Source organism: Bacillus sp. sid0103, assembly GCF_019219025.1.
Window position 1 is genome coordinate 41,020 of record NZ_JAHUWN010000003.1, and the last position, 20,965, is coordinate 61,984.

20 protein-coding genes are annotated in these 20,965 nt (G+C 39.3%); 2 read left to right on the plus strand and 18 right to left on the minus strand.

All coding sequences use genetic code 11. From position 1 onward, the window contains the following. Window positions 1–12: 12 nt before the first annotated feature. Window positions 13–1,209, minus strand: a complete 1,197-nt coding sequence (gene allC, locus KW850_RS04170; RefSeq protein ID WP_218346594.1) for an allantoate deiminase — start codon at window positions 1,207–1,209, stop codon at window positions 13–15. Between the two features lie 255 nt (window positions 1,210–1,464). Between allC and KW850_RS04175 the strand changes: the two genes are divergently transcribed. After that, window positions 1,465–3,066 carry a PucR family transcriptional regulator gene (locus KW850_RS04175; RefSeq protein WP_218346323.1) on the plus strand — a complete coding sequence of 534 codons (1,602 nt, stop codon included), beginning with the start codon at window positions 1,465–1,467 and terminating at the stop codon, window positions 3,064–3,066. A 358-nt stretch (window positions 3,067–3,424) separates the two neighbouring features. On the opposite strand, the gene KW850_RS04180 is transcribed toward KW850_RS04175, so the two are convergent. The 13 genes from KW850_RS04180 to KW850_RS04240 form a co-directional block, all read right to left on the minus strand. Further along, window positions 3,425–3,583: a hypothetical protein gene (locus tag KW850_RS04180; RefSeq protein ID WP_218346324.1), complete on the minus strand. Its 159-nt coding sequence runs from the start codon at window positions 3,581–3,583 to the stop codon at window positions 3,425–3,427. Window positions 3,584–3,778: 195 nt separating this feature from the next. Further along, a complete protein-coding gene (locus tag KW850_RS04185) occupies window positions 3,779–4,087 on the minus strand; it encodes a hypothetical protein (protein WP_218346325.1) in 309 nt (102 codons plus the stop codon). A 34-nt stretch (window positions 4,088–4,121) separates the two neighbouring features. Next, window positions 4,122–4,463 (minus strand): hypothetical protein, encoded by a 342-nt coding sequence (locus KW850_RS04190; protein WP_256358076.1) that lies wholly within the window; start codon window positions 4,461–4,463, stop codon window positions 4,122–4,124. A 66-nt stretch (window positions 4,464–4,529) separates the two neighbouring features. After that, window positions 4,530–6,557, minus strand: a complete 2,028-nt coding sequence (locus KW850_RS04195; RefSeq protein WP_218346326.1) for an ABC transporter ATP-binding protein — start codon at window positions 6,555–6,557, stop codon at window positions 4,530–4,532. A gap of 13 nt (window positions 6,558–6,570) precedes the next feature. Further along, window positions 6,571–7,461, minus strand: a complete 891-nt coding sequence (locus KW850_RS04200; protein ID WP_218346327.1) for an ABC transporter permease — start codon at window positions 7,459–7,461, stop codon at window positions 6,571–6,573. Between the two features lie 30 nt (window positions 7,462–7,491). Continuing rightward, a complete protein-coding gene (locus KW850_RS04205) occupies window positions 7,492–8,406 on the minus strand; it encodes an ABC transporter permease (protein ID WP_218346596.1) in 915 nt (304 codons plus the stop codon). A 39-nt stretch (window positions 8,407–8,445) separates the two neighbouring features. Further along, entirely contained in the window at window positions 8,446–10,095 is a 1,650-nt protein-coding gene (locus tag KW850_RS04210; RefSeq protein WP_218346328.1) for an ABC transporter substrate-binding protein, read from the minus strand. Between the two features lie 15 nt (window positions 10,096–10,110). Continuing rightward, window positions 10,111–11,445: an LLM class flavin-dependent oxidoreductase gene (locus tag KW850_RS04215; protein WP_218346329.1), complete on the minus strand. Its 1,335-nt coding sequence runs from the start codon at window positions 11,443–11,445 to the stop codon at window positions 10,111–10,113. A gap of 85 nt (window positions 11,446–11,530) precedes the next feature. Then, a complete protein-coding gene (locus KW850_RS04220) occupies window positions 11,531–11,800 on the minus strand; it encodes a glutaredoxin family protein (RefSeq protein ID WP_218346330.1) in 270 nt (89 codons plus the stop codon). Window positions 11,801–11,813: 13 nt separating this feature from the next. Then, window positions 11,814–12,845, minus strand: a complete 1,032-nt coding sequence (locus tag KW850_RS04225; protein WP_218346331.1) for an LLM class flavin-dependent oxidoreductase — start codon at window positions 12,843–12,845, stop codon at window positions 11,814–11,816. 54 nt (window positions 12,846–12,899) lie between these two features. Beyond that, a complete protein-coding gene (ssuE, locus tag KW850_RS04230; RefSeq protein WP_218346332.1) occupies window positions 12,900–13,457 on the minus strand; it encodes an NADPH-dependent FMN reductase in 558 nt (185 codons plus the stop codon). 48 nt (window positions 13,458–13,505) lie between these two features. Then, on the minus strand, window positions 13,506–13,697 hold the full coding sequence (locus KW850_RS04235; protein ID WP_218346333.1) for a hypothetical protein: 192 nt from the start codon (window positions 13,695–13,697) through the stop codon (window positions 13,506–13,508). 116 nt (window positions 13,698–13,813) lie between these two features. Beyond that, a complete protein-coding gene (locus tag KW850_RS04240; protein WP_218346334.1) occupies window positions 13,814–14,872 on the minus strand; it encodes an LLM class flavin-dependent oxidoreductase in 1,059 nt (352 codons plus the stop codon). A 501-nt stretch (window positions 14,873–15,373) separates the two neighbouring features. Between KW850_RS04240 and KW850_RS04245 the strand changes: the two genes are divergently transcribed. After that, complete coding sequence (locus KW850_RS04245; protein WP_218346335.1) at window positions 15,374–16,174, plus strand: polysaccharide deacetylase family protein; 801 nt, start codon at window positions 15,374–15,376, stop codon at window positions 16,172–16,174. Window positions 16,175–16,228: 54 nt separating this feature from the next. On the opposite strand, the gene KW850_RS04250 is transcribed toward KW850_RS04245, so the two are convergent. The 4 genes from KW850_RS04250 to KW850_RS04265 are packed head-to-tail and all read right to left on the minus strand — an operon-like array spanning window position 16,229 to window position 20,613. Next, window positions 16,229–16,834 carry a DedA family protein gene (locus KW850_RS04250; RefSeq protein ID WP_218346336.1) on the minus strand — a complete coding sequence of 202 codons (606 nt, stop codon included), beginning with the start codon at window positions 16,832–16,834 and terminating at the stop codon, window positions 16,229–16,231. A gap of 53 nt (window positions 16,835–16,887) precedes the next feature. Next, on the minus strand, window positions 16,888–18,048 hold the full coding sequence (locus tag KW850_RS04255; protein WP_218346337.1) for a Ger(x)C family spore germination protein: 1,161 nt from the start codon (window positions 18,046–18,048) through the stop codon (window positions 16,888–16,890). After that, entirely contained in the window at window positions 18,045–19,511 is a 1,467-nt protein-coding gene (locus KW850_RS04260) for a spore germination protein (protein WP_218346338.1), read from the minus strand. The genes KW850_RS04255 and KW850_RS04260 overlap by 4 nt, the downstream gene beginning before the upstream one ends. Further along, window positions 19,477–20,613: a GerAB/ArcD/ProY family transporter gene (locus KW850_RS04265; protein WP_308128750.1), complete on the minus strand. Its 1,137-nt coding sequence runs from the start codon at window positions 20,611–20,613 to the stop codon at window positions 19,477–19,479. The genes KW850_RS04260 and KW850_RS04265 overlap by 35 nt, the downstream gene beginning before the upstream one ends. Window positions 20,614–20,965 lie beyond the last annotated feature (352 nt).

Below are 20,965 nucleotides of genomic sequence, written 5' to 3' on the forward strand. Positions count from 1 at the left end.
TCTAACAACTCCTTAATATGCTAGTTTATATAATACTTCAGTTAATAGGGCGATTCCTGTTTCTAACTCTTCCAAACTGGTAAATTCTTTTGGTGAATGGCTGATTCCATTTTGGCTTGGGACAAATAATAAGGAGGTGGCGCATTCCGTACCAAATACTTGGGCATCATGCCCAGCACCCGAGATCATTTCCTGAAAGCGGTAGTTTTTTCGCTCTGCGATTTCTCGAGCCCAGTCACACATCTCCTCATCCATCTTAACCGGTTTTACATCCATCCATTGAGTGATGGCCACTTCCATATTTAAACTTTCAGAGAATCGTTTAAACTCCGTAAAGATCTCATGGCAATACTGATCCATAATATTTTCCTGATGGTGGCGGATATCCAGGCTAAACTCTACCTCACCAGCAACCACATTCGGCACATTCGGTTTGACGTGTAACCTTCCAACCGTTGCCACTAATTGCGGGTCGGTAGCCTTCGCTTTTTCAGTTAAAAAGGAAATAAAATGGGCCGCTGTACTGACTGCATCCTTCCGATACTGCATCGGAGTCGTCCCCGCGTGATTACTTTCCCCATGGATGTGAATGGTAAAACGGCGTTGTCCGACAATATGGGTCACAATCCCAACCTGATTCTGATTTTTTTCGAGAATCATCCCTTGTTCAATATGAATCTCAACAAACCGTTCGACATCATCCCGAATAGGTGGTGTATAGTTAACGGGATCAAAACCCGCTTGTTTCATTGCTTCTAAAAATGGAATCCCCTCTGAGTCTTTAACCCCTTTGACCAGGTCAAGGGTGTAAGCACCGCTGATATTTCTCGACCCCCAAAAGGTAAGCGGAAAACGGCTTCCCTCTTCTTCACATAAAGAGACCACTTCGATCGTTTTCTTTGGGGAGCCATATGATTGAAACAGCCTTAATACAGCAATGAAACTAGCAATAATTCCATAGGCGCCATCGTATTTCCCGCCATCTACTACCGTATCAATGTGAGAGCCGGTCAAGATTGTCTTCCCGTTTGATTCCGTCCCTGGCAATCTTCCAAATAAATTACCGACACTGTCAAAATACGTATGCAAGTTCGATTGGTCCATAATTTTTTTTAATGCAAGCTGCGCCTCCAGCCAGGATGGTGTATATAAAAGTCTTGTTACTCCCCCATTCTCTGTTTTTCCAATAGTAGCAAGCCATTCAATCATTGCTCCTACCTGACCTTTTTCCAAAAAATGTCTGTCTATTTGAATGGCCACCCACTTCACTCCTCGTCATTGTTAATGTTAGGTTTCCTAATATATAACTGGTTATATTCTTAGTTTACATTCATTACAAATGAACTTCATTGGTGAAATCGTAAAAATTATCTTATTTTTTTATGCAAATTAACTAAATCATGCTAATATATATGAAAAATACACAATTTTCAGTGTTATGTTTCTACCTAAGGAGAGTTTCCCATGAACGTAAATGAAGTCCTAACGATCCCACAATTAGAAGGAATGACCATAACCGCCGGAGAATCGGGAATTTCACGTGAAGTGGAATCAGTCAATATGATGGATGCACCCGATATTATTCACTTCTTAAATCAAAGTGAATTTCTCATCACGACCGCATATCATTTCAAAGATCATCCACACAAACTGACTGAACTGGTTCAAGCCATGGCTGATCAAGGCTGTGCTGGATTAGGAATCAAGACGAAGCGCTATTTAGATAAAGTACCGGATGATGTTATCAAACTAGCAAACGAGTTAGCCTTCCCCATCATTGAACTTCCATTAGAATTATCGCTTGGGGAAATTGTCAATCATACCTTACGAGCTATTCTCGACCAACGGGCAGCTGCATTAACGCTTGCTCTTGAAACCCACAAGCACTTCACCAAAATCATTATGGAAGGTAAAGGGATTGAATTATTACTTCAAGATCTATCTCATGTGATTCATCGGCCGGTTCAATTAATTGATCAGCATTTCAAGCCGATCTATCAACGTAATAAGAACCTAATCTTTCCTTTCCTATTGGATGGTCTCAAGATTCCTTCTCGGATGACCTCGCCTATTTCCCTGTCAGTCCGATCCACTAAACAAACTTGTACCTTATTTCCTGTACACATCAGTGAAAAGAAAAAAGGCTTTCTGATGATTATGGGTGAGATTGAGAAAACCGATCATTTAACCTCATTAACCATTGAACAAGCTACCAATGTCATTTCGTTTGCACTGATGAAGGAACATGCACTAAGACAGCAAGAACGAAGTATTCGCAATGATTTCTTCCTTCATTTTTCAGATGGTACTTTTTCTTCCCAAGAGGAAATCATCGGGCGAGCAGCGGAATTTTCATTAAAAAATGATCAAAAGTATATTTGCACGGTTGGTAAAATTGACAGGGACGATCAGCATGCTACCTATACCGAGCGACTTGAAAAAGCAGATGATATTTATGAGTTTATGGAAGGAGAAATCTTGGATATGACTCCTGTCATTCACTTTTTCACACATGGTGAATCTTGTATTCTTTTATTTGAAGTTCAAGAAACGATCTCAATTCCAGGCACTTATGCAGAATCTGCCTTAATCCAAATACAAGAAAAGGTTTCCAATTACTTTGGAAATACCATTTCTTTTGGTGTTAGTAATGTAAGCCATACTTTTCTTGATGTAAAAAATGCTTACAAAGATGCGGTAGATGCTCTATCACAAGGACAACTTTCGAAGAAAACAGCCTATATCCAAACGTATCATACGAAAGACGTGATGGAATTATTGAGAATGGTACCCCAAGAGGAATTAAAGAATTTTTACACATTTGCTCTAAGCCCCTTTTCAGAGTCAAAATTAGAAGAAGAACAATCACTACTAACCACTTTATCGGTTTACTTAGAAACACACTGTCAAATATCCGAAACTGCCAAACGATTATTCGTTCACCGCAACACGGTCGTTTATCGAATTGAAAAGTGCGAGGAAATTCTCGGCAAAAGCCTAAAGGATTCCGAAACAACGATGCAAATTAGACTTGCCTTAAGGATCAGATCCTTGTTAGAAACATAAACAAAGATTTTTTCAACTCAAGCACTTAGCAGCTTGAGTTTTTTTGTTTTTATACAATTACATAATTCGAAATTTAATTTTTAGCTGCATTGAACACATGCCAGTTTTTAAAACGAGCAAGTTACATGAGAACTATCCTTTAAAATATCTAATGAAAAACAAATGTCCGGAGCTATTCCGTGGGTTTTGTCCTTCATACCGCTCATGAAAGACAATTCTCCAAAGCCTTCGCTGGATTTTGTCCTTCATACCGCTCATGAAAGACAATTCTCCAAAGCCTTCGCTGGATTTTGTCCTTCATACCGCTCATGAAAGACAATTCTCCATTGCCTTCGCTCGTTTTTGTCCTTCATGCCGCTCATGAAAGACAATTCTCCAATGCCATCGATGGATTTTGTCCATCATCCCGCTCATGAAAGACAATTCTCCAAAGCCTTAGCTCGTTTCGTCCTTCATACCGCTCATGAAAGACAATTCTCCAATGCCATCGCTGGATTTTGTCCTTCATACCGCTCATGAAAGACAATTCTCCATTGCCTTCGCTGGATTTTGTCCTTCATATCGCTCATGAAAGACAATTCTCCAATGCCATCGATGGATTTTGTCCTTCATACCGCTCATGAAAGACAATTCTCCAATGCCATCGCTGGATTTTGTCCTTCATACCGCTCATGAAAGACAATTCTCCATTGCCTTCACTGGATTTTGTCCTTCATACCGCACATGAAAGACAATTCTCCAATGCCATCGCTGGATTTTGTTCTTCATACCGCTCATGAAAGACAATTCTCCATAGCCATCGATGGATTTTGTTCTTCATACCGCTAAACAAAAACCCTAGCGCTGCGCCATCCCCTCGTGGAACAGCTCTGCCATATTTTATGTTGCTGTCAGGATCAATTTTTATCGCACCCGCGTGACCCATCGCATCGGTAAAATCATCCAGAACCTCTACTTGCTGACCATTTTCTTGATGCGTATCTATCCGTTTTTTGTCAAAAATACCAAAAAACCTCAACATCTCTTTTCTGTTGAGGTCATTACAAACATACATTTTATCCCTGATTAATAGAATGAATAAATCTCTGCAGACTTCGAATCAGACCTCCATTTCCGAAACGGATAAATTTTTGTTGGTCCTTCACTACTCCACATTCCTTTGTAAAATCTAAAAATTTCAAAATGTAGATTCGACGATAGTGAATATGTTCAATTCCAAATCCATAAAACCACTGATCAATCGTATTATAAACGCCCTTATTTAACCCATATTGTAAATGACACCATTGAAAAAATTGTAAATCTGGCAAGTTAAGATATTCACATTTTTCCAAGTAATTCCGTTTTTGGGGTTTTAAGAGAATCACTTCAGATTGAGGATTATGGCTTTGCATCATAAATATCCTCCTTTTCATTTTTATGGCTGGCCTATCAACAAAACAAAAATAAATCTAGCGATAAAATTAGACAGGATCATGACAAGCCACCCAATGTCCTGTAGCCAATTCCCTAAATAATGGCTGTTGCTCTCGGCAGCGAGCTGTCGCTGCTGGACAACGAGTATGAAATCGGCATCCCGATGGTGGATTTGTTGGAGATGGGATTTCCCCCTGAATCGAAATCCTTTCTCTTAGCCTTGTAGGATCAGCATGGGGAATCGAGTCAATTAACCCTTTTGTATAATGGTGGGCAGGATGCAAGAAAATTTCTTCACTCGTTGCAAGTTCAACCAGTTGGCCCAAATACATCACACCAATGCGATCAGAGATATGACGAACAATATTTAACCCGTGTGCAATAAATAGATAAGTTAAGTCCCTCTCACGCTGTAATTCTTGTAATAAATTGACAATTTGAGCCTGTACAGATACGTCTAAAGCGGAAACAGCTTCATCTGCTAGAACAAACTGAGGATTAAGGGCTATCGCTCTTGCGATAGCGATCCGTTGGCGCTGACCACCTGAAAATTCATGTGGGTATAAATCGTAGCCGTTTTTATTTAATCCCACTACCTCCAATAATTCCTGAACTCTCGCCTTCTTTTCTTTCATGCTAAGTGATTCATGAACTTGAAGGGGTTCTCCGATGATATCGCCCACTTTCCAACGCGGGTTGACTGAACCATACGGATCTTGATAAATGACCTGCATATCCTTCCGCATTTCACGTAATTCTTTTGCACCTAGTTTTGACAAATCGTGTTCTTGAAAAAAAACCTTACCATTTGTTGATTTCTCTAATTGTAAAAGAACACGTCCCAATGTAGACTTTCCGCTTCCCGATTCTCCGACAAGACCAAATGTCTCTCCTTTTTTAATCGTAAAGGACACTTTATCGACCGCTCTGATATAGGAAGTATGTCGATTAAATACACTCTTGCCAATCGGATAATATTTACTTAATTCTTGAATGGTAAACAAAGGTTGACGAGTAGATTCTGATGTGATTTGAACAACCTCTTTTTCTGGCAAAACCTCTGTGCTTTTATCAACCACAGGCTGTTTCCAAGCATCTGTCATGACGAGGGCCTCCGCATGCCAGCATGCTGTTTGGCGATCATTCACTTCTAACAAAGGCGGTGCTTCGACAGAACAGCGCGCGGTTGCGAACGGACAACGTGGATGAAACTGACATCCAGGTGGTAATTGAGATAGACCAGGAATAGACCCCTTAATAGAATAAAGTTTATTACTTCGATCACTATCCATCGTTGTAATCGAGTGCAGCAACCCATTGGTATAGGGATGATGCGGCAGCTCGAACAACTGCTTGACGTTTGCATGCTCCACAATACGTCCCGCATACATCACAATGATTCTGTCTGCCATTTCTGCGGCAACGCCCATATCATGCGTAATTATGAGAATCGACATTCCCAGCTCTTCTTTTAACTCTTGAAGCAGCTTTAGGATTTGGGCTTGAATGGTGACATCAAGTGCTGTCGTTGGTTCATCTGCAATCAATAAATCAGGATCACATGCCAGTGCCATGGCAATCATCGCCCGCTGCAGCATCCCTCCCGACAGCTCATTAGGATACTGTTTCATTCGCAACTCCGCATCTGTAATACCCACCTGTTTCAATAAATAGAGCGCACGCGCTTTGGCTTCCGATTTACTAGTTTGCTTATTTTCAAGGATCGTTTCAATTATCTGGTTTCCAATTGTAAAAACAGGATCAAAAGCAGCCATTGGTTCTTGAAAAATCATCGCCACTTTTTTCCCGCGAATGGACCGAAGCTTTTTTTGAGGCAGATGTGTCAGATCTATCCCATCTACTACAATACTCCCATCCGCTATCTTTCCATTTTCGTAATCAATAAGTCTCATAATCGTTTTTGAAGTCACCGTTTTGCCACTTCCGGATTCACCTACTATACAGACTGTTTCACCATGCTTTATCTGTAAAAACACATCTTGAATGGCTGTAAGGTCTCCATGATTAGTCGTGAAATCCACTTTTAAATTCTGAATATCTAGCAGCTTCTCCATCTTTTATTCTCCTTCATCTCGTTCTGCTTGTTTTCGGATCAAAAATATCCCGAAGTCTATCTCCAATAACATTAACGGAAAGAACAAAAAGAGTAATGGCCAAGCCTGGGAATGTAGAGATCCACCAGCCTACTGTTAAGTAACCTCTACCTTGGGAAAGAAGTGCCCCCCAATCAGGTATTTCTTTAATCACGCCAAGGCCTAGAAAGCTTAATCCTGAACCAACCAAAATCGATGTGCCTAGACCAATTGTCCCCATCACTAAGAGCGGTGACCAAGAATTGGGCAATATATGCCAAAGAAAAATCCGCCATTTAGGCGTCCCAATCGAGCGAGACGCATCCACATACTGACGTTTTTTAATGCTCATCATTTGTCCTCTCATCACCCGTGCATACCCGGGAATAGATGCGGCTGCTACAGCTAAGACAATATTAAACAAGCTTGGTCCGAGAACAGCAGCTATCGCTAAGGCCAAGAGGATACCGGGGATCGTCATCAAGATTTCGATAAACCTCATAAAAATGACATCGATTAAACCACCAAGATATCCAGCGAGAGCACCAATCGCACCGCCAATGAATCCACCCATCACTACTGACGCAGTACCAATCATGAGGGAATCTCTGCTCCCATAAACAACAAGACTAAACACATCTCTCCCAAAATAATCTGTCCCAAACAAGTGGGCTCTGCTAGGGGCGCTTAATATAAGTTCTGTGTTCATAAATGTCGGCGAATACGGTGCAATCCATTTAGGAAATAGGGCACATGCAATAATGAATAACATAGTAAATCCAGAAAAATAGATAAATAGGTTTGATACAGTAAAGTTTGTTTTATAGTTGGCTATATTCCATTTTGGAAGCCTCAACACTGTTTTGGTATTTGTCACTTCTCTCATTTTCAACACCCCTTTTTTGATGGTCATTTTTTACTGAGATCGGCGAACGCGTGGGTCAATAATTGAATATGAAAGATCCACCAATAGATTGATCATCACATAAACAATGGCGCTAAAGAAAACAACCCCTTGAATGACGGGCAGGTCTTTTGCCATTATGGCATCAGCCACAATTCTCCCAATTCCTTGTCTTGAAAATACGGTTTCAATCACGACGGTACCGGCCATCAGTTCCCCGATATTCAAACCGATAATGGTAATGGCCGGAATAAGAGCGTTACGAAGGGCATGACGGTACATGACCGCACGTTCTGATAGACCTTTCGCACGGAGTGTGACAATAAATGGCTCATTTATCACTTCCAGCATGCTGTTTCGCACCATCCGAATAATTAATCCTGCTCCGACAAAACCAAGTGAAAGTGATGGGAGCACGAGCGTTTTCCAACCCTCTGACCCCATCGCAGGAAACCAATTCAATGAGATTGAAAATAGTAGAATGAGTAAGATACCGGACCAAAATGTCGGCATGGAAATCCCAAATAATCCTATTAATCGAGCGATTACATCGATCCACTTATTCTGATAAATAGCTGACAACACCCCGAACCCAACCCCAATGACAATCGAAATGACCGCACTAGCAAAAGTTAAGGCGAGAGTTGCAGGAAAATGTTCTATAATCTTCGGAAGGACTGGTTCGCTATTAATGATCGATTGTCCGAAGTTTCCTTGAAGAATATGGGTAAAATAGTCGATAAATTGCATGTAAAACGGTTGATCGAGCCCCAATTCCTTGCGCAAATTTTCAACCATTTCGGGTGTTGCAACAGAGGGATCAATCATAGAGAGTACTGGATCCCCCGGAAGCAAATAGTTGATGCAAAAGACAAGGATTAAGGAGCCTATAATCGATACAAATGCAGTCGAGATTTTTAAAATCATCTTATTGACTAATGCCACATATATCAGCTCCTCTACTCTTTATTTTCCAATCGTTACATCGTTAAACAATGGATAACCTAATGCATCAAATCCAATTCCATTTACCTTCTTTGATGCAGCAACTGTATATGGGAATACATAAATAGGTAAAATCCATGCCTCTTCGATAATTTTTTGTTGGACTTTTTTATAAATGTCTTCCCGTTTTGCAGGGTCCGATTCTAACGTACCTTGTTCTAATAAGTGATCCAATTCTGGGTTTGAACCTCCACCCAACCCTTTAAATGCCGCTTCCTGTTCTGGAGTTTGTGTATGATAGATGGCTCGCAGCGCATTGGGATCGGAATTTACTTGGCTATTTCCATACAAATCATAGTCCGCGTTTTGATAAACGACTGAAGCAACATCTTTGGTAATATTTATTTCCACTGCAATTCCAATCTCTTTTAATTGTTGTTGAATGATAATGGCGATATCATTTCGTTTCTCACGGTTAGGAGATCCATCAACATAATTCAAGGTCAATCTCTTGCCGTCTTTTACTCGAATCCCATCTGCCCCTTTTTCATAACCAAGTTCATCAAGGAGTTGATTTGCCTTTTTAATATTAGGCTTTACGCTGCCTCCAAGCGATTGATCATATCCAAATATTCCTGGTGACAGTGGTGACCATGCTCTCTGATACGTGTTTAAATACAGTGTTTTAACAATCGCATCCACATCAACAGCGAGCTGCACTGCTTTACGAACCTTGACATCCTTCCATGGTTCTTTTCTTTGGTTGAAGAACAGCGTATACGGGAGCCCAATCGTATTTACTTGCAGCAATTGGGTTCTTGGATCATTTTTTAATGACAGGATATTTTGTGGCGGTACGGTTTCCGCTGCGAGAACTTGCTCACTTTGCACACTGCCAATTCGCGTTGCTTCCTCTGGGATAATTTTAAATGTAATTTTATCTATCTTAGGAGCAGCTTTGTTTTCTACGATGGAAGGAGCCCATTTGTAGTCATTATTTTTCTCCACTTGAATGTCCGCATTTTCTGTCCAACTGACAAATTTATACGGTCCCGTTCCTACTGGATTTTTACCAAACTGATCTCCATATTTCTCTGCTGCTGTTGGTGATACAATCCCTAGTAACCCTTGACTTAGATTACTTAAAAACGATGTAGAAGGGGTGGAAAGATTAATTTTGATCGTATACTCATCAATGACTTCAGATGATTCATAGGGTTGGATTAACGCTAACGCATTGGCCGCTTTTGTTTTTGGATCAATAATTCGGTCATAATTGTATTTCACCGCTTCGGCATTAAATGGTGTCCCATCGTGAAACTTCACATCCTTGCGCAACTTAAAGGTATAGCCTTTTCCATCATCCGATACGGCCCATTCCGTTGCGAGCCACGGTTGAATCGTATTGTCAGGTGCTAGCACTACTAAACTATCAAAAATGGTTCTAAAGGCACGAACAGCTACCGCTAAACCGCTGCGATGAGGATCCAGTGTATCTGGTGAAGTAGCCAAGGCATATGTAAGCTCTCCGCCTATAGGAGCCTTGCCCTCTTTTTCTCCGTTGGTATCTTCGCTGCTGCTCATACTTGCACCACTAGAGCATCCCGCTAATAGGAGGACAAGAACGGATGTAATTGCGAATAATTTAGTCCAATTTGTAAGTATCTTCATTTAGATGTACCTCCATTATTTTTTTATGGTTTCTTTTGCATAGCGATTGATTGGATATGGCAGACCAAGATTTCCGCGTAAGGTATCTGATTCATATTCCGTTCTGAAAAGTCCTCGTTTTTGAAGAATCGGAACAACATGATCGATAAAATCCGTTAAATTGCTAGGGATATTCGTACCGATAATAAATCCGTCCGCACCGCGTCCTTCAAACCATTCTTGAATACGATCCGCTACTATTTCTGGTGTACCAATAAATGGAGTTCTTGGTGTAGCTGATTGTAGTGCAACTTGACGAAGGGTTAGCTTCTTCTCTTTTGCTTCTTGTTTCATTCGATCTGTGCCGCTCTTAAAACTATTACTTCCTAAATCGCCTAATTCAGGAAAGGGTTCATCTAATGGATATTGAGAGAAATCATGGTGCTCAAAGAATCTCCCCAAATAAGCAAGTGCCTTATCGATGGTTACCAGGTTGGCTATTTCTTGATATTTTTGTTCTGCTTCTTCCTCTGTATGACCGATAATCGGTCCAATACCAGGTAAAATGAGAATTTCGTCTGGGTTTCTGCCAAAGGCTGCTGCCCTGCTCTTCACATCTTGATAAAATTTCTGGGCCTCTTCCAACGATGGATGTCCAGTGAACACTGCATCCGCTTCTTTTGCCGCCAGATTTTTTCCATCTTCCGAAGACCCCGCTTGAAAAATAATCGGGCGGCCTTGTTTGGATCGAGCAATATTCAGCGGACCTGACACTGAGAAAAATTCACCTCTATGATTCAATTCATGCAGTTTTTCAGGATCAAAAAACACACCTGTTTCTTTGTCGCGGACAAATGCATCATCTTCCCATGAATCCCACAAGCCTTTCGCGACATCTATATATTCAGCTGCGATTTTATAACGTTTTGGATGGTCTGGATGCTCTTCAATCGTCTTACTAAAGTTTAATGCTGTTTTTTCTAGAGGTGAGGTAACCACATTCCATCCTGCACGTCCTCCACTAATGTGGTCTAATGACGAAAACTGTCGTGCAACGTTGAACGGTTCACTGTAAGAAGTAGACAACGTACCCGCAAGACCAATGCGTGATGTGACAGCCGCAAGAGCCGATAGGATGGTAATAGGTTCAAATCGGTTTAAGAAGTGAGGAATGGAGTGCTTGTTAATATGCAAACCATCCGCAATAAAGACAAAATCAAATTTCCCTTCTTCCGATTTTTGGGCCTGCGCTTTATAAAATTCAAAGTTTACACTTGCGTCCGTTGGAACTTCTGGATGTCTCCATCCTGATATATTGCCTCCTACACCATGAATAATCGTTCCAAATCGTAATTTTCTTTGCTCTGACATTTCCATTTCCCCTTTCAATCTCTTATTCCGAAAACACTTATCTTATTAATCCTATGAATTTAGTTGGGATTATTCAAAAAAATATTCAACGGTTTTGTAAAAATGGAGCTAACGCTTTTTCGAGATAGCTGATCCCCACCTCGGTTACCCCTTGATAAAGGCCGTCTTGACCTATTTCAATTACGGGTACATGACGAATCCCATATTTAACATCCAATATATTGCGGTATTCATCGTGATTAGTTACATCAATGGTTTGAAATTCCACCTGTTTTTCTTCTAAAAATTGTTTAACCTCAGAGCAAAAGTGACAACCTTGTTTTGACCATACAACAACTGATAATGGATTTGACATTACAACTTCCTCCTTAATTTCGTGATTTTATTGGTAAAGCTTTTTCCGAAAATGCTTCGCTTAACAATACGTAAGATTTAAGTCTCTTCTCAAAATTTTGAACTGGCGTTACGATGATGGCTTCTTCCAAATCGTAAATATTTTGGAGGTGAAGCAGTTTTTCACTCACTGTTTCCTTTGTACCATATAGAATGTTTGCTTCCTGTAATTCAATTCGGTAGCTTTCATTCGCCTGTTTGGCAAACAGCTCTGCTTGCTCCTCGCTCCCCACCGTTACGGTCTTGCCACTCTGTAGATGCACTTTTACGATTTTCGAATTAGCTGCCAGTGCCTTTGCTTCCTCCTCTGTGTCCGCCACAATAACAGAGAGTGCAAGAATAAAAGAGATGGGCTGTGATTTTTTTCGTTTCTGCAAATGACTGAACTCATCAAATGCTTCATTAAGGATTCTCTCTTCACTATTAATGAATTGAGCAAATACAAACGAGTATCCTAATTCACCAGCAAGTTTTGCACTTGAGGAACTAGCCCCCAATAAGAAAAGTTCAGGCGGCGTGTTAGGCACAGGCTCTGCTTTAAGTCCATAAAATGGGTCATACGGTTCAATAGTGTCATAGACAAACTTTTTAAGGTCCACCAGTTTTTCCCATAGCTCTTTTGGTTTTTCAGCATATTCCTGCTGAAGTGCTTTGGTGGATAAAGGAAGTCCGCCGGGTGCTTTCCCCAACCCTAGATCCACTCTACCCGGGGATAATGATGCTAATACATTAAAAATTTCGGCTACCTTATATGGACTGTAATGCTGGAGCATCACACCACCTGAGCCAATTCGAATCTGACTTGTTTTTGCGAGAAGATAGGCTATTAACACTTCCGGAGCAGATCCTGCTAATTTCTCTGCATTATGATGTTCAGAAACCCAGAAGCGGTGATATCCCAACTCTTCTGCCTTTTGAGCTAATTCAATTGTATGGTTAAAGGCATCGAAGGCCGTTTCATTTTCAGCAATGACACTTTGATCCAGAATACTAAGTTTCAAACCCAAATGAATCCCCTCCTGGTAAACTTGTTATCTAATAAATCCAAGTTGCTAATGTTGTTAAACAGACGTGCTGAACACCCCTTTCTTAGATAACAGGAAAGGCTTTAATTTATTCAATTCAGCGTCTATTCGTGTTTTAACTTCTACATCAAGTTCATAACGATGATTTTCTAGTTTTTTTACTTGGTTATCTACAATATAGGTCCCTTTTAAAATGTGGGTTGCTCCAAGCGCCGCGAGCACTGGTTTTAGTCCATAATCAAGCATTAGGAGATGTCCGCTCGATCCTCCAATGGCAATCGGCAGGATTGTTTTATTTACCAAACTATTTTGCGGAAGAAGATCCAAATAAGTTTTTAAGACCCCGGAAAAGGATGCTTTATAAACGGGTGTTAAAATCACAATAATAGATGAATCTTCGACTTTTTTATTAGCCTCAATGATTTCTTTACTGTCAAATCTTGCTTGAATTAAATCATCTGCTGGAAGATTACGGATTTGGATAATTTCAGGAGAATGATTGACTCCTTCAAAAAATTCAACAGCATATTCCAATGCCCCATTTAATCTCGTATGTTCAGAAGGACTTCCAGAAATAATCGTTACTTTATTCATCTTCGTTACTCCCTTTCCTATGTGGATTGTTAACCATTTAAAAAGTTTCTAATAAAAATAGACTCTGTTACACTTGCCTGTTGATTTCCGCTCCAGGCGCTTCGCTTTCCGCGGGCGGTCCGGGGAGCCTCCTCGTCGCTGCGCTCCTGCGGGGTCTCCCCTGCCCCGTCCTCCCGCAGGAGTCTTCGCGCCTGGAACGTAGATCAACAGGGTGCCAAAATCAACAATAAGCTTTAACATAGCCTAAAAATAAAGACTCCTGTTTTATTAAACAGGAGCCTTTGGTAGACCAATCGGCGCTTTCTTATTTACATTTGATGGAAACTTGTTTTACTATTTAGCCATTCGGGATCCTATTAGGTACCAACTACTTCATTGGTTTGTTCCCAAATGGTGCTGGGGATCTCTCGTCGCAGCACCGGTGCCACCTCGGCTGCAAACCGATGCAATTGTTCCTGTTGCTCCGATTCCGTTAAGCCATCAACATTTATGCTAAGTACCTGATTTCCATAAGCATGATGGTAGTTTAAGATTTTCTCGATGACTTGCTCTGCACTACCAACTAAGACTGGACCATTGGCAATATTGTCTTCTAGATTTTTAAAAGGCGAGTTATTATGCTTCGCTGCGTCTGTCCCCTGAAAAGCATTGTAGTAAGGCCGGAAGCGGTTGATTGCCTCCTCGGCATTGTTGGCAATATATAGATTACTAGCACCCGATCCAACGATTGCTTTATTGGGATCGTGACCATAGTAAGCCAGCCGATCACGGTAATGATCAATTAACTCTTTATACTTGGCTTGAGGATGAAAAGTATTGGATGAGAAAATAGGATCGCCATATTTTGCGGCCAATTCAGTCGAACGCGTACTTGAAGCGCTCCCATGCCAAATTGGAATGCTTTTTTGATAAGGTCTTGGTTGTGTCGTGACATTGGTAATAGATGTTCGGTAGCGCCCCTCCCAGCTTACATTCTCCTCATTCCATAATCGCTTTAGTAATTCGTATCGTTCAGCAAGCGAATCCCATTGTTCCTCTTCCGTAATTCCGAAGAGGGGATAATGACGTGGGTCGTTGCCTTTCCCTATAATCAACTCTAACCTCCCTCCTGAAAGATGATCTAGTGTCGCAAAGTCCTCTGCCACTCGGATCGGATCTAGAACACTTAGAACTAGTACAGTCGTCAATAATCTTAGGCGTGAAGTTTTTCCAGCAATGGCCGTCAAAACAACTGCCGGTGATGAGGAAAGGAATGGTGGTCCATGACGCTCCCCTACACCAAAGGCATCAAAGCCTAATTTCTCGGCTAAAACTGCTTGATTTACTACATTTTGAAATTTCTGCTGAGCTGTCAATGATACCCCAGTTATCGCATTAGGTTCATTCATCATAAGGGTAAATAATGCAAATTTCACTTCATTAAGACCTCCAAACCAATCTAGTTCACTTCATTTTTAAGCCTGATCTGCATTCTTATATACAAAACCAATGAAAAAGACTCCTGTTAAGAACAGGAGCCTTTGGTAGTCCAATCGGCTTTTAAACTAGTAGGCAACTAAAAGTGTATTCTTATTTCACCTACTGGTTTACTTGGTATTAAAAAAACTATTGAATACACTATAAAACTTAAATAGGGTTTTTGTCAATCCATTACTTTGAATTTTTAGTAACATTTGATATGAAGAGTGGCGTTGGAAGCCTTTTTAAACTCTTTGTACATATTTTGTGCGTTCTTTCGTTTATCCTACCTTTGATTAATTATGGGACTATTGGCATCACTTAATAGAATACAGACATTCGTTAGTCCTTTATCGATAAAACTTCTTTTTTTACCAATAAAAAAGGCATTACTTTACTAATATATTTTTAATAAATACTTCATAAACTAAGTCCACTATGAATGAGGAGTGCATCTAATGAAAAAAATATGGTTCTTTTCTGTTCTTTTATTACTTCCTTTATTTTTTTATCAAACCAATACATTCGCATCGACTAAAAGTCGCGAAGCATATGAAAAAACTGGACATGTTCACTGGGAAGTCAATACAAACGAAAAATTGGTTGCTCTAACTTTTGATGATGGACCTCATCCTGTTTTTACTCCTCAAATCCTGGATATATTAGCTAAATATAATGCAAAAGCTACTTTTTTTGTAGCTGGTAATAAAGTAATAAGATTTCCTGATATTGTAAAACAGGAAGTAAAAGAAGGACACGAAATTGCCAATCACACTTTTCAACATATATACCATAATATTTCGTCAGCAAAACTTTCATCGGAATTAGAAGAAACGGATAAAGTTATTCAGAAGTTCACTGGTTTTAAACCGTCTCTTTATCGTCCCGTAGGAGGGATTTATAATGATTTAATTATTAATACAGCAATAAAAAACCGAAAAGAAGTCGTATTATGGTCATGGAATCAAGATCCTCGTGATTGGGAAAATCCTCCCGCAAATCAAATGTTTAACTATATCACAAAAGGAGTAAAGCCAGGGAATATCATTCTATTTCATGATTGGCATGGTAGTGAATTTACTCAGACATGTCAAACAGTTAAAGCATTAGGTACCATTCTAGACTTTTTACACACGGAGGGATATAAATTTGTAACTGTTTCTGAATTGCTCTATCGCTCGACACAAATCATTCCAGACACTTATGAAATTTATCCTTCCAAGAAAGAAAAAACATCTCACATTGATTTAATGTTTTAAATGCATTTTTTTCGCTTAATAAGTCTATTGTGTAGAGATATACACTTACTTATGCTAAATACCCTTACTTATTCGAGTTCTTCTCTTCCAATAAAAATAAATGATGATGGAAAGGGCCAATAAGAAGGTAATGAAATAAATACTATATGTTGACATATAATTTTCAACGGTGTGCCAATTTTCGCCTAATATTCTTCCTAGTGTGATAAAAGTAAAACTCCATATTAATGCACCCGTATAGGCGTAAACAGTAAATTTTCTAAAGGGAAAGCGATTGACAGCTCCTATATAAGCCGTTAGATGCCGTACCCCGGGAATAAAATACCCAAATAATAAAAGATAAGGTCCGAATTTCCTGAATAATTTCATGGTACTATTCATTTTTTGTTCGGAAATGTGAATTTTCGGACCAAACTTTTCGATTAAAGGCAACCCAAATCGATAACCAATGTAGTAGCTAAGCGAAATCCCCGCCGTTGCCCCAATAAAAGCACTTACTATTGAAATAATATAAGATAATTTACCCTGAAACACATTGTACCCAATATATGTAAGAAGAATCTCATCGGGTAGAGGCAGTCCTACAATACCGCCAATTAAGGCAAATATGATTCCGAAGTACCCATAATGTTCTAGAAGGTAAACAATATGATTCTGCATTTTTTCATCATCCTATTAGGTAATGTCTAACCATCAACTTTGCTTTTACTGAATTAGAAACCAACATTGGTATCCTGTTCATACTTATAGCTATTAAAATGAAATATTTGCACCTTAACCTTTATATTCGTTAAGGAGTCTTTATCTAGATAAAAGCCGTTAGATTTTTTTAATTCCCTATATTCCTTTGGATGTTTTCGATACCACTTTTCACCAACATTTAATAAATCTGTTTTATTTTTAACCCCACTTTTATAAATTTTAGTGAGTTTTCTTTTTATATCGTCTTCCATTAATTTCGTTAATTTCGATTCGGGAATATCTTTGATTTTTTCGATCAAATCTGCTGGTACATACACTTCTAGGGAAAACTTTGGGGTTGTAGTTCCCTTCTTGTATTTTACCTTCATTTTAGGAGTAGCTAGTTTCATTGCAGCTACAAGCTTTCCCTCATCTTCTACTCTTTGATCTAAAGATACCTTTTTTTCTAATAACCAATTAACATAAACAGCGTCCTTGAAAGAAAGGACTTTCTTAAATTTTTGCCGTTGAAAAATGGCATATCCATCGAAAAATACAATGGGGTAATTTCTGTCAGCCTTCCAACTTTGAGAGTCAATTTTTACATTAGGTAGTTTAGCTACCCCCATAGGCTCATAATAGGCTCTTAAAAAATCCATTAATGTCATAGGCTTGATCTCATCTTGATACACTTCGTTCTTTTCCTTTCTAAAAAGAACCGTGTATATTGCCGGATAATTAAATAATGCCTTTATATTAAATACTTCGCTAATATTTTCATCTGTTGTCATGACTCGTAAGGTATGTCGGAGCGAACGATTTCTTCCTATTTCTACTATTACTTCCTTAAAATGATTCCTGACTATTCTTTGACTTAAAACTAGTGTTTCTACGTGGCCAAAAAATAAAGGAGGCTCCGACTTTTTATAAAGGTTACCAACCGCTAAATTTAGTGTTTCTCCAGTTGCTGATGCAATAAAAATCGGGATGGGTTCAATAGGTTTACCTCCTTCTACCTTTGCTACATTCGCGAAATTTAAGGATTGAAGATACGCGATATACTCCTTCTTTTCTTCATCATAGTCCATACCAATTGCCACAACATAGGTTATATCTTGAATATTTTTTAAACCTGAACAACCGGAAAGAATCAGACAACCGGCTAAAAAAGAAATCATCCATTTCCTTTTCATGATTGATTTCCACCCCTTGTTGGATCATCTGGACTGGTTAAGGTTGTTCTTGACTTATAAAATTGCCTTGGAGCCCTAAGGAATGACTTAATCATTCCTTTTAGTTCGATTGGCGAAAGAGAGCCTAGGTATGGAGACCCAAAGGAAGATAGGGTTGAAAAGTAAAAAACCGTTAGAATAAAGCCAATAATGACCCCGAATAATCCAAATAAGGTACCCATTAAGATAATCGTGAATCTTAAGATGGTACAAGCCGTACTTAAAGTTTGATTCACCAACGTAAAAGACGAGATGTAGGTAATGGCCGCTACGACCAGCATGGTCGGTGATGTTAACCCTGCCCGAATCGCAGCATCCCCTACGATTAAGCCACCTAAAACAGCGACGGTTTGCCCAATTGCTCTTGGCAAGCGTACCCCAGCTTCATTAAATAGCTCAAACAAAAATAGAACAATAAACATTTCAAGTGGTGAAGATATGGGCAGCCCAAAACGCGAGATTGTAATAGTCGCAACGAGTAAATAGGGAACCTGTTCAATATTATAGGCAGAAAATGCGATCCATGCACCAGGTAAAAAAGCGGATATGATCAAACCTAACATCCTGATAATTCTTTCTATTGATACATAAGCATAACTTATGTAAGTGTCCTCAGGTGATTTAATCTGCAATAATATATTGACCGGTGCAAAAGAGACTGTAGGATTCCCATCAACTATGAGAGCAAACCGGCCTTGATTCAGCGCCTGAACAATAAAGTCAGGTCTACCCGTATAGTCCGTACTCGGGAAGATGGAATACGGTCTATCACGAACATATGATTCAAGTTCATGAATACTCGTCAAGATATCCAGTTCTACTTTATCTAACCTTTTATGGATTTCATCTAAAACTCGCTGATCAATTAAATCATCTATATACATGAGTACTACTTTTGTTCTACTTCTTTTACCAATCGTATATTTCTCTAAACATAAAGACGAGGTGTTAAGTCTTCGCCTTATTAAGGAGATATTTGTCTTTATATCCTCCACAAAACCATCCTTTGGACCCCTTATTGAGCTCTCAATCGCGGATTCTTCAGGTTGCCGCATAGGAAAGGATCCTGCTTGAATACTTAAAAACGAATCACCGAATAAAAATAAGACATTTCCATCAAAAAGTAAATTTGATAGATCATCTAGGGATTTCAAACTTACATCTTCTGCTTGGAAAAAGGATTTAAGCTTTTTTTTGACAGAATCTTCTTTATCCTCACTGAGTTTAGGTAAAATATTTTGATCTAAATAATGTATATCAATCAGGGTTTCAAAATAGATCATTTCAAACGTGTCCATGATTGTATGGTGCTCACTCAGTCGTAGGTCTTGACTTTTCTTAAATTGATTTTTAAGGTGTTCGGATTTCTCCTTTAGCCTTAGCCTTTCATTACGAAGTGGATTCAAGAGTATTTTTCTTACCATGTTGTTTATCCCTCTTCTTTAAAACTAGAATAATGGCGGCTGATAGCAGGATTTGAAAAAGGAAAAATGCCAAACTAGCCGGCAAAAAGTATTTATAAATAACGTTATAGAAATAATAGGTTTCTACTTTTATGGTCATTAGACCGAACAAAAAGAGATACATGACTCCAACAAGCTTAGGGTTCAGTCTATAATGTTTCTTTTTATGGGTAAAAAATGTACCTAACAGATACATGAATAATCCAATTCGAATCAACGCACCGCTAAGCCATTGATATAAAGCAAAAAAATCTAGATGTGATATATATTCTCCAATGCTTAATATACGCCATTGCTCATAAGCCGGATACCGGAAGTAGATTGATTCAGTAGGTCCAAACTCCATGATTGATGCAGAAAGCGGACCAAAGATTAAGCCTGTTAAGAATGTCAATAAAATAAACAACTGTTTAAATTTAATCGGTTCCTGTGAAAAGGGCTGCAGCAGGATAACTATGTAAATCTCAAGCAGCCCTGACAGAACATATATTCCCCCTCTAATAAGAGGAGAATAGCCGTCTGCAAACACAGGAAGTAATAAACTTGGGTCCTTTAAGCTCGTGTTTGTTAGAGCAATAACTATGCCAAATAGCACAACAAGCGGTAGTAAAAAACCGCTAGATATAGCCATGCTTTTGACCCCAGCAAGTGTGATTAAAAAACAGACAAAAACCAAGAAACCATTAATCATAAAAACAGAAGCATCAGCGAGAAAATATGCTTTTAACCAAATCATTAAATCCCTAAAGGTTACATAAGAGCTGCTGAATAGAAACAGAATGACGGGAATTGTAAATAAAGTTGAAAAAGTCCTTCCAAGACGCTGTCTAATCATAGAAAAGAAACCTTCATTTGGACTGTTTTTTACAATAAAATACACCAGCCATAGAAAGAAAAGAGAAATCGGATATGCCACAATGACACTTAACCAACTGTCTCTTCCAGCTGCTGTGAGTATATTAGGTATAAGCAGGACATGGTTTAGTAAACCTGTCGAAAGGACCAGTAACAAAAATAATTGTCTTGGAAGGAGTATTTTAATTAAGTTTTGTATTATAATCACCGAGCTTTATCATTTTAGGTAATATTGTAACCAAAAATGATGAATATATGTGTCCAAAATGGTCTTCTAAACGGAACATCTCGAAAAGTAAAAAAAGCTCATGTCTCATCAAAAATTTGATGGGACCCTGAGCTTTTTTTACTCTATTCTTTTATTGAAAGCTGTGTTAAACTTGCCTGTTGATTTCCGCTCCAGGCGCGTGCGGTTCGCGGGCGGTCCGGGGAGCCTCCTCGTCGCTGCGCTCCTGCGGGGTCTCCCCTGCCCCGTACTCCCGCAGGAGTCTCGCGCCTTCCGCTCCAATCAACAGGGTGCCAAAATCAACATTAACCTTTAACATAACCTAATGAAAAAC

What these genes read in the sequence shown, in the direction of transcription:
- KW850_RS04250 (WP_218346336.1), bottom strand. Translation starts at nt 16,834, where the DNA reads ATGCAGAATCATATTGTTTACCTTCTAGAACATTATGGGTACTTCGGA.
- KW850_RS04175 (WP_218346323.1), top strand. Translation starts at nt 1,465, where the DNA reads ATGAACGTAAATGAAGTCCTAACGATCCCACAATTAGAAGGAATGACC.
- KW850_RS04210 (WP_218346328.1), bottom strand. Translation starts at nt 10,095, where the DNA reads ATGAAGATACTTACAAATTGGACTAAATTATTCGCAATTACATCCGTT.
- KW850_RS04260 (WP_218346338.1), bottom strand. Translation starts at nt 19,511, where the DNA reads ATGGTAAGAAAAATACTCTTGAATCCACTTCGTAATGAAAGGCTAAGG.
- KW850_RS04200 (WP_218346327.1), bottom strand. Translation starts at nt 7,461, where the DNA reads ATGAGAGAAGTGACAAATACCAAAACAGTGTTGAGGCTTCCAAAATGG.
- ssuE (WP_218346332.1), bottom strand. Translation starts at nt 13,457, where the DNA reads ATGAATAAAGTAACGATTATTTCTGGAAGTCCTTCTGAACATACGAGA.
- KW850_RS04190 (WP_256358076.1), bottom strand. Translation starts at nt 4,463, where the DNA reads ATGATGCAAAGCCATAATCCTCAATCTGAAGTGATTCTCTTAAAACCC.
- KW850_RS04180 (WP_218346324.1), bottom strand. Translation starts at nt 3,583, where the DNA reads ATGAGCGGTATGAAGGACAAAATCCAGCGATGGCATTGGAGAATTGTC.
- KW850_RS04255 (WP_218346337.1), bottom strand. Translation starts at nt 18,048, where the DNA reads ATGAAAAGGAAATGGATGATTTCTTTTTTAGCCGGTTGTCTGATTCTT.
- allC (WP_218346594.1), bottom strand. Translation starts at nt 1,209, where the DNA reads ATGATTGAATGGCTTGCTACTATTGGAAAAACAGAGAATGGGGGAGTA.
- KW850_RS04205 (WP_218346596.1), bottom strand. Translation starts at nt 8,406, where the DNA reads ATGATTTTAAAAATCTCGACTGCATTTGTATCGATTATAGGCTCCTTA.
- KW850_RS04235 (WP_218346333.1), bottom strand. Translation starts at nt 13,697, where the DNA reads ATGTTAAAGCTTATTGTTGATTTTGGCACCCTGTTGATCTACGTTCCA.
- KW850_RS04245 (WP_218346335.1), top strand. Translation starts at nt 15,374, where the DNA reads ATGAAAAAAATATGGTTCTTTTCTGTTCTTTTATTACTTCCTTTATTT.
- KW850_RS04195 (WP_218346326.1), bottom strand. Translation starts at nt 6,557, where the DNA reads ATGGAGAAGCTGCTAGATATTCAGAATTTAAAAGTGGATTTCACGACT.
- KW850_RS04215 (WP_218346329.1), bottom strand. Translation starts at nt 11,445, where the DNA reads ATGTCAGAGCAAAGAAAATTACGATTTGGAACGATTATTCATGGTGTA.
- KW850_RS04220 (WP_218346330.1), bottom strand. Translation starts at nt 11,800, where the DNA reads ATGTCAAATCCATTATCAGTTGTTGTATGGTCAAAACAAGGTTGTCAC.
- KW850_RS04185 (WP_218346325.1), bottom strand. Translation starts at nt 4,087, where the DNA reads ATGTTGAGGTTTTTTGGTATTTTTGACAAAAAACGGATAGATACGCAT.